At 63.0% G+C, this 7403-nt stretch carries 9 protein-coding genes; 1 reads left to right on the forward strand and 8 read right to left on the reverse strand.

Going from position 1 to position 7403, the window contains the following annotated elements; translation table 11 throughout:
- From zapE to Q8Q83_RS05750, 8 genes are all read right to left on the reverse strand, one after another.
- On the reverse strand, window positions 1-817 hold an 817-nt coding region (gene zapE / locus Q8Q83_RS05715; protein ID WP_305621919.1), incomplete at its 3' end, for a cell division protein ZapE.
- Window positions 817-1251: an arsenic resistance N-acetyltransferase ArsN2 gene (gene arsN2, locus Q8Q83_RS05720; protein ID WP_305621921.1), complete on the reverse strand. Its 435-nt coding sequence runs from the start codon at window positions 1249-1251 to the stop codon at window positions 817-819. The genes zapE and arsN2, both read right to left, overlap by 1 nt.
- A 229-nt stretch (window positions 1252-1480) precedes the next feature.
- Complete coding sequence (locus tag Q8Q83_RS05725) at window positions 1481-2134, reverse strand: HAD family phosphatase (protein WP_305621923.1); 654 nt, start codon at window positions 2132-2134, stop codon at window positions 1481-1483.
- Complete coding sequence (locus tag Q8Q83_RS05730) at window positions 2134-3123, reverse strand: ABC transporter ATP-binding protein (RefSeq protein ID WP_305621926.1); 990 nt, start codon at window positions 3121-3123, stop codon at window positions 2134-2136. The genes Q8Q83_RS05725 and Q8Q83_RS05730 overlap by 1 nt, the downstream gene beginning before the upstream one ends.
- Entirely contained in the window at window positions 3120-3917 is a 798-nt protein-coding gene (locus Q8Q83_RS05735) for an ABC transporter permease (protein WP_305621928.1), read from the reverse strand. Before Q8Q83_RS05735 ends, Q8Q83_RS05730 begins: the two co-directional genes overlap by 4 nt.
- Complete coding sequence (locus Q8Q83_RS05740; RefSeq protein WP_305621930.1) at window positions 3904-4818, reverse strand: ABC transporter permease subunit; 915 nt, start codon at window positions 4816-4818, stop codon at window positions 3904-3906. Before Q8Q83_RS05740 ends, Q8Q83_RS05735 begins: the two co-directional genes overlap by 14 nt.
- Window positions 4815-5621 carry an alkaline phosphatase family protein gene (locus Q8Q83_RS05745; RefSeq protein WP_305621932.1) on the reverse strand — a complete coding sequence of 269 codons (807 nt, stop codon included), beginning with the start codon at window positions 5619-5621 and terminating at the stop codon, window positions 4815-4817. The genes Q8Q83_RS05740 and Q8Q83_RS05745 overlap by 4 nt, the downstream gene beginning before the upstream one ends.
- A gap of 120 nt (window positions 5622-5741) precedes the next feature.
- Window positions 5742-6800 carry an ABC transporter substrate-binding protein gene (locus tag Q8Q83_RS05750; RefSeq protein ID WP_305621933.1) on the reverse strand — a complete coding sequence of 353 codons (1059 nt, stop codon included), beginning with the start codon at window positions 6798-6800 and terminating at the stop codon, window positions 5742-5744.
- 357 nt (window positions 6801-7157) lie between these two features.
- Here Q8Q83_RS05750 and Q8Q83_RS05755 point away from each other — a divergent pair.
- The coding region (locus Q8Q83_RS05755; RefSeq protein ID WP_305621935.1) for a GntR family transcriptional regulator at window positions 7158-7403 on the forward strand (246 nt) is incomplete at its 3' end.

Here is a 7403-nt window from a genome sequence, read left to right on the forward strand (position 1 = left end):
TCAGCAGAATGGCGCTGAAACGGTCGCACAGGGCTATAAAGTCCAGGGCGGCCAGAGGCTGCTCGCACAGCTCGGCAAAACGGCACCAGAGCACGTTCTCGCTGTGGCGCACCACCGGCACGCTGCGTGAGCCCAGTTGCAAGGGCTGGTCGCTGCTGGCCTGGCCGGCCGCCAACTGGCTGAAGCTTTGCTCGAGTATGTCGGGTCTGGCCACCCAATAGCGGGTATGAGCGGCGCCCGGATGCAGGCGATGGTCTGCGCCGCCGTCGATATCCACCACCTGCATATGCCGTTGCAGGGCGGCGATGGCCGGGAGGAAGCGGTCGCGGTTGAAACCCTCGGCATACAGCTGCTCGGGCGGCTGGTTGGAAGTGGCGACCAGCACCACGCCCTGCTCGAACATGACCTGGAACAGGCGACCGAGAATGATCGCATCGCCGATATCGCTGACGAACAGCTCGTCGAAACACAGCACCCGCACTTCCGTGCTCAGCTCACGGGCCAGGGCCCGTAGCGGATCGGCGGTGCCGGTCAGCTGGAACAGGCGCCTATGCACCCAGCGCATAAAGTGATGAAAGTGCTGACGCCGCGCCGGTACGCGCAGGCTCCGGTAGAAGCTGTCCATCAGCCAGGTCTTGCCGCGGCCCACCGGGCCCCATAGATAGACCCCCTGTGGGGCTTGAGCCTGGTCTTGCAGGTGCAAGGCCCTATGGCATCTTTGCAGCGCCTGGGCCGCTTGCCACTGCGCGGGATCGGATTTGAAACCGTCGCGGTCGATGGCCTGCTGATAGGCGGTGAGGGGAGAGCTGCAGTCCATCAGCGTGCCCCGATGCGTTTGCGCATAAAGGCCGAGTTGGCCGGGCACAGGCTGGAAAATTCCGCGGTCTGGCGAATCGCTGCCGGCGCCTCGGCTCTGGCGCTAGTGACGTAGCCCAACTGGCGAAAGAAGGCTTCGGCCGTGGTGGTCAGCAGGTAAATCTCCTGCACGCCTTGCTGGCCGGCATAGGCCTCGGCTGCCGCCACCAGGCTGGTGCCATAACCCTTGCCACGGGCGCCTGCGGCCACCACCAGGGACCTGAGCAGCGCCACCTCGCCATATAGCTCAAGACCTACCACGGCATCGGGCGAATCCTTTGGCCCGCAGGCGATAAAGTGCTCGAAGTGTTCGGCCCGCAGGTCGGCAGTCGGCAGCTCGGCGGCTGTCAGCAAAGCCTTTACCGCGGCGGCGGCGGGGCGCAGGTAGAAATCCATAGGGTCACCAGGGCGATGGAGGTTATCTAGGTGTACAGCGCCCGCACGCTAGGGGCTTTTGCGCAAAAGGTCCATAGGGAGCCCGGTAAAGTGGCTATGCCGTGCACTTAAGGCCGCGCGCGGCAGGTTTTGGTAGCGCGGGTTGGATATGGCAACGCCTTGTCCAGCGCTGGCGGCCTGGATGGCGGACAAGCCTCGCGGCATGTCCGCCCTACGACTGGCGTCTTGCCTAGCGCCAGCTCAGCACTGGCCAGCCGGCCTGCTGCGCATGCTGCAGCAGTGCTGAGTCGGGATTGACCACATAGGGCTTGTCGACCTCGCGCAATAACGCCAGGTCGTTGCGCGAGTCGGAGTAGAAGTAGGCGCCGTCGAGGCTTTCGCCCTGCTCCTGTAACCAGCCGTGCAGGCGGCTGACCTTGCCTTCGCGGTAGGTCAGCACGCCTTGGGTGCGGCCGCTGTAGTAGCCGTGCTGCTCCTCCAGATCGATGGCCAGCACTTCGTCGACATTCAGGCGCGCGGCGATGGCGCTGACCAGAAAGTGCGCCGAGGCGGAAATCACCAGAATCCGGTCGCCGGCGGCGCGGTGTTGGGCCAGGCAGCGGGTGGCGTCGCTGTAGAAGATCGGCTCGATCACGTCCTCGACGAAAGGCTCGACCACATGGGCGACTTCCTCCGGCGTGCGCCCGACCAGGGGTGACAGGGTAAAGGCCATATAGTCTTCCATGGCCAGGCTGCCGGCGGCGTACTGGCGCATCAGCTCCTGCTCATGGGCGAGAAAACGTTCGCCATCGACCCAACCGAGCTTGACCATCTCCTGGCTCCACAGGCTGGCGCAGTCGCCGCCGATCAGGGTTTCGTCCAGGTCGAAAATTGCCAGGGGCATTAGGCTACCTCACAGATTGCAGTGGCTTCGATAGTCAGCTTGATGGCTTGGTCGCGTTGGTGCATGTCGCCAGCCGAGCGATTCAGCACATCGACCAGCAGCTCGACGCCGCGCGCCTCGACGCGGTAACGGATGACATTACCGAGCAGGCTGTGGCTGCGAATCCGCGCCTCGATGCTGCCCTGGCTGCCGATCTGGATGGCCTCCGGGCGGATCGCCACGCGGCTGCCAATCGGCCAGCCGAGCAGGCGGCTGGCTTGGCCTGCGTCGAGCAGGTTGTAGTTGCCGATAAAGCCGGCGGCAAAGGCATCCACCGGGGCGGTGTAGAGGGTCTCGGCATCGCCGCTCTGGACAATCTTGCCGTCGTTCATCAGGAAGATACGGTCGGACATGACCAAGGCTTCTTCCTGGTCGTGGGTGACGAAGATGGTGGTCAGGCCGAGGTCCTGCTGGATGCTGCGGATCTGCTCGCGCAGGTGTTTGCGGATGCGCGCATCCAGGGCCGACAGCGGCTCGTCGAGCAGCAGCAGGCGCGGGCGGGTGACCAGCGAGCGCGCCAGGGCCACGCGCTGGCACTGGCCACCGGACAGCTGGTGCGGGTAGCGGTCGGCGAAGTCGCCCAGCTCGACCATGGCCAGAGCATCCTGCACACGCTGGGCGCTTTCTTCCTTGCTGGCCTTCTGCATGCGCAGGCCAAAGGCGACGTTCTGCGCCACGCTCATATTGGGGAACAGCGCGTAGCTCTGGAACACCATGCCGATGCCGCGCTTCTGCGGGGATTGCGGCACCAGGTCCTCGCCATCCAGCAGTATCTGCCCGCCGCCCACTTCGGTGAGCCCGGCGATGCAGCGCAGCAGGGTGGATTTGCCGCAGCCCGAGGGGCCGAGCAGGGTGACGAACTCGCCCTGGCCGATCTCGCAATTGATATCGCTGAAGATCGCCGTGTCGCCGTAGCTTTTGTGCAGGCCGCGGATGCTCAAATAACTCATGACTTGTCCTTGTTCAGGCGGCCCGCCGCCCAGGTGAAGATCAGCACGAAGAAGAAGTAGGAAATCACCAGGGCGCTGTTGAAGTGGCCGCTGCTGTTTTTCATGTTGTTGAGGTAGACCTGCAGGGTTTCATAGCGGGTGCCGACCAGCATATTGGCGAACACGAACTCGCCGAACAGGAAGCTGAAGGAGAGGAACAGCGACACCATCAGGCCCTTGCGCAGGTTTGGCAGCACCACCAGAAAGGCCGCCTTCCAGGTGCTGGCGCCGAGCAGGTGGGCGGCGTCCATCAGGTCCGGCAGGTTGATCGCCTGCAGGTTGTTGGTGATGGCGCGGTACATAAAGGGCAGGGCGATGGTGAAGTAGCAGCCGAGCAGAATCCACGGCGTGCCGGTCATCGCCAGCGGCCCCGAGCCATACAGCTGCAACAGGCCCACCGAGGACACCACCGGCGGCACCGCGAACGGCAGCAGGATCAGGATATTCATCAGCGCGTCGAGCTTGGGGAAGTGGTAGTGCACCACGAACAGCAGCGGCAGGATCAACAGCACCGCCAGCAGCAGGGCGCCGAAGCACACCAGCAGCGACTGCATAAAGGCGTTGAGAAAACGCGCGTCGCTCCACAGCGCCAGGTACCACTTGAAGGTCAGGCCGTCCGGCAGGATGCTCGCCGACCAGCTGGTGGACAGCGAATAGAGTAGGGTGCCGGCCAGCGGCAACAGCAGGATCAGGAACAGCAGCCACACCACGATGCGGTGGTAGAGCGCTGCTGGCACGGCGTCAGCGCGCGACATGGTAGCTCCTCTTCAGCAGCAGTTGATGAACCAGGGTGATCAGCGCCATCAGGCCGACCAGGATCATCGCCAGGGCGCTGGCCAGGTTCGGGTCGAGGGAGATATCGCCCGAGACCAGCCCGGCGATGCGGATCGGCATCACGTTGAAATTGCCGGTGGTCAGGTAGTACACCGTGGCGTAGGCGCCGAGGGCGTTGGCCAGCAGGATGACAAAGGTGCCGAGCAGCGCCGGGGTCAGCACCGGCAGGCCGATATGCCGCCAGAAGTCCCAGGTGCCCGCGCCCAGCAGGGCGGCGGATTCGCGCCAGTCCTGGCGCAGCGCATCGAAGGCCGGGTAGAGCAGCAGCACACCGAGGGGAATCTGGAAGTAGGTGTAGAGCACGATCAAGCCGTGTTTCGAGTACAGGTTGAAGCTCTCGATCAGGCCCATCTGCTTGAGCAGTAGGGTCAGCGCACCGTTGAAACCGAGCAGGATGATAAAGGCGAAGGCCAGCGGCACCCCGGCGAAGTTGCTGGTCATATTGGAGAAGGCCATGACGAAGTCGCGCAGCTTGCTGTCCACCTGGCGCAGCGAGTAGCTGCCGAGGATGGCGATGGCCATGCCGAACAGGCTCGACCAGAAGGAAATCTGCAGGCTGTGCTTGATCGCCTGCAGGTAGAACTTGGAATTGAAGATCTTGGCGAAATTGGCCAGGCCCCAACCTTCGGCGCTGTGCAGGCTGTTGACCGCGACCCAGAGCAGCGGGGCGATCTGGAAGGCGATAAAAAACAGCGCGAAGGGCAGCAGACATAGCAGCGCCAACCATTTGCCCTTTAGCCGCGGGGTTAGCCGTGAGCGCGTGGCGGCCTTCGCCTGCGTGGCGTCGACCAGCTTGGCGCTTTGCTCGAGTGACGCATTCATTTCAGCAACTCCCGGCACACAGGTTTGTCGTGGGGTACGCCGAGCAGCTCGCAGACGGTGCCGCACAGCTCGGTCTGCCGTGGCTGCGCCGCCGGGTCCAGGCTGAAGGCTTCGCCCAGAACGAACAGCGGCACTTGCCGTTCTTCGCTGAGCAGGCCGTTGTGAGTGCGGTCGTTGTTCATGCCGTGATCGGCGGTGACCAGCACCTGGTAGCCGGCCTCCAGCCAGCCTTGCAGGTAGTCGGCCAGGATGATGTCGGCGACCCGCGCGCTGTTGCGGTACTGCGCGCTGTCGAGGCCGTGCTTGTGGCCGGCGTCGTCGATATTCATCGGGTGCACCAGGAGAAAATTCGGGCTGTGGCGCAGGCGCAGGCTTTCCGCGTCGGCGAACAGGTGGGAATCGGGGTAGTGATCGGCGTAGTAGAAGTGCCCGTGCTGGATCGACAGTTCGGGATCGCTGGTGTGGCGGTCACGGGCCGCGACGAAGGGCGCGCGGTTATACAGTTCGCTGATCCAGTGATAGGCCGCGGCGGCGGTGCAGAGGCCGGCGGCGCGGGCGTAATGGAAGATGCTGCGCTGGTTGGACAGGCGCACCACCTGGTTGTGCACCACGCCGCTGTCGATGGGACGGGCGCCGGTGAGGATGCATTCGTACAGCGGACGAGACAGCGAGGGCAGCTCGCATTCGAGCTGGTACAGCGCGGCGCGCTTGGCACCGCAGTAGGCCTGCAGATGACCCAGCGCGTGCCGGGCCACCTCATAGTTCAGGCCATCCAGTACGACCAGGATGACGTTGTGCTTCATGGGGTGCATCTTCCTCGCGCTGCGGATTGGCGGTGGATATGTAGGAGCCAGCTTGCTGGCGATCATCCGTTCGGCAGATCGCCAGCAAGCTGGCTCCTACGGGGGCATCGACCTGGAGTGTTACTCCATATTGATGATGACGTTTTCCTGCCACTGCTGCGGCAGGGCCTTGGAGGTGGCTTCCCAGGCCTTGGCGTCCTTGATCGGCTGGACCTTGGCGTACTGCGCGTTAGGCAGCAACTTGGCCTGGACTTCGGCCGGCAGGCTCAGGTGCTCGGCGCGGATCGGCCGGGCATTGCCCTTGGCCAGGTTGATCTGCCCGGCGTCGGAGAGGATGTACTCGCGCGCCAGCTTGGCGGCGTTGGGGTTCTTGGCGTACTTGTTGATGATGGTGGTGTAGCCGGAGATCACCGAACCGTCGGAGGGGATCAGCACTTCGAAGCGGCTGGGATCGATCTGATCGCGGTAGCTCAGGCCGTTGAAGTCCCAGACCACGCCGACTTCCACTTCGCCTTTCTCCAGGGTCTGGATGGTTGGGTTGGCCAGCGACAGACGACCTTGTTCGGCGATGTCCGCGAAATACTCCAGGCCCGGTTGGATATTCTTCTCGTCACCGCCGTTGGCGATGGCGGCAGCCAGCACGCCGTTGACCGCCTGTGCCGCGGCGCTGACGTCGCCGATGGCGACCTTGTAGCTGCCTTTCTTCAGCTCGGCCCAGGAGGTCGGAATATCCTTGACCAGCTGCTTGTTGACGATAAAGGCAATGGAGCCGGTATAGGCCAGCATCCAATGACCGTCGGCGTCCTTGGCCCAACTCGGGACCTGTTCCCAGGTGCTGGGTTTGTAGGCTTGGGTAACACCCTGTTGTACCGCGATGGGGCCAAAGGCCGCACCGACGTCACCGATATCGGCGCTGGCGTTATCTTTCTCGGCGGCGAACTTGGCGATTTCCTGGGCCGAGCTCATGTCGGTGTCCATATGCTTCAGGTTATACAGCTTGTCCAGGTCGACCCAGGTGTCCTTCCAGTTGGCCCAGCTGTCTGGCATGCCCAGACTGTTTACCGCGCCTTCGGCGCGCGCGGCCTTTTGCAGCGCTTGCAAGTCCGTTTCAGTAGCCATGGCGGAAGTCGCCAGGGCGATGGCCGAGCCCATCAGTGAAGCCAGCAGCAGTTGTTTCATTGGAAACTCCTTTGCGATGAGAGTGCGTGCGGTAAAAAGGTTCTGGTCTAGATCAGCAAAACCCAGGCCAATTTAGGCCAGTTAAATGACAGTTTTATGTAGCTTGGCTATTTGCCGATCGGCTAACGCCTCGCCAAACTGGCGAATCCCAAGCGTAGACCATGAATAAGTACCTGAGTATGTCGCCGACATAGCCATGGTTTAGCGGTTTTTTTGGGTGGTGAGGGGGCGTTTTGCAAGATATTTGTCACCGCTCGGTCATCTAGTCTGCTTAAACTTGAAATATAAATCTCGAGGCTGCATAAGCAGTTTTAGGCCCTGAAATGGGGCTGGACTAGTCCAAACTTGGAGGTCTTGATGCGCGATGAAGCGCCGCGGGCAGTAACTGCTATTTGCCGGGCTCTGGAAGAGCAGATTGAACATGGCCTGTTGCCGTCCGGCAGCCAGCTACCGGCTGAGCGCAAGCTCAGCGAGGTGTTCGACACCACCCGCATCACCCTGCGCGAGGCCCTCGGCCAGCTCGAGGCCCAGGGCTTGATCTACCGCGAGGAGCGCCGCGGCTGGTTCGTCTCGCCGCCACGGGTGGCCTATAACCCGCTGGTG

This window comes from Pseudomonas sp., assembly GCF_030696055.1.
Classification (GTDB): Bacteria; Pseudomonadota; Gammaproteobacteria; order Pseudomonadales; family Pseudomonadaceae; genus Aquipseudomonas.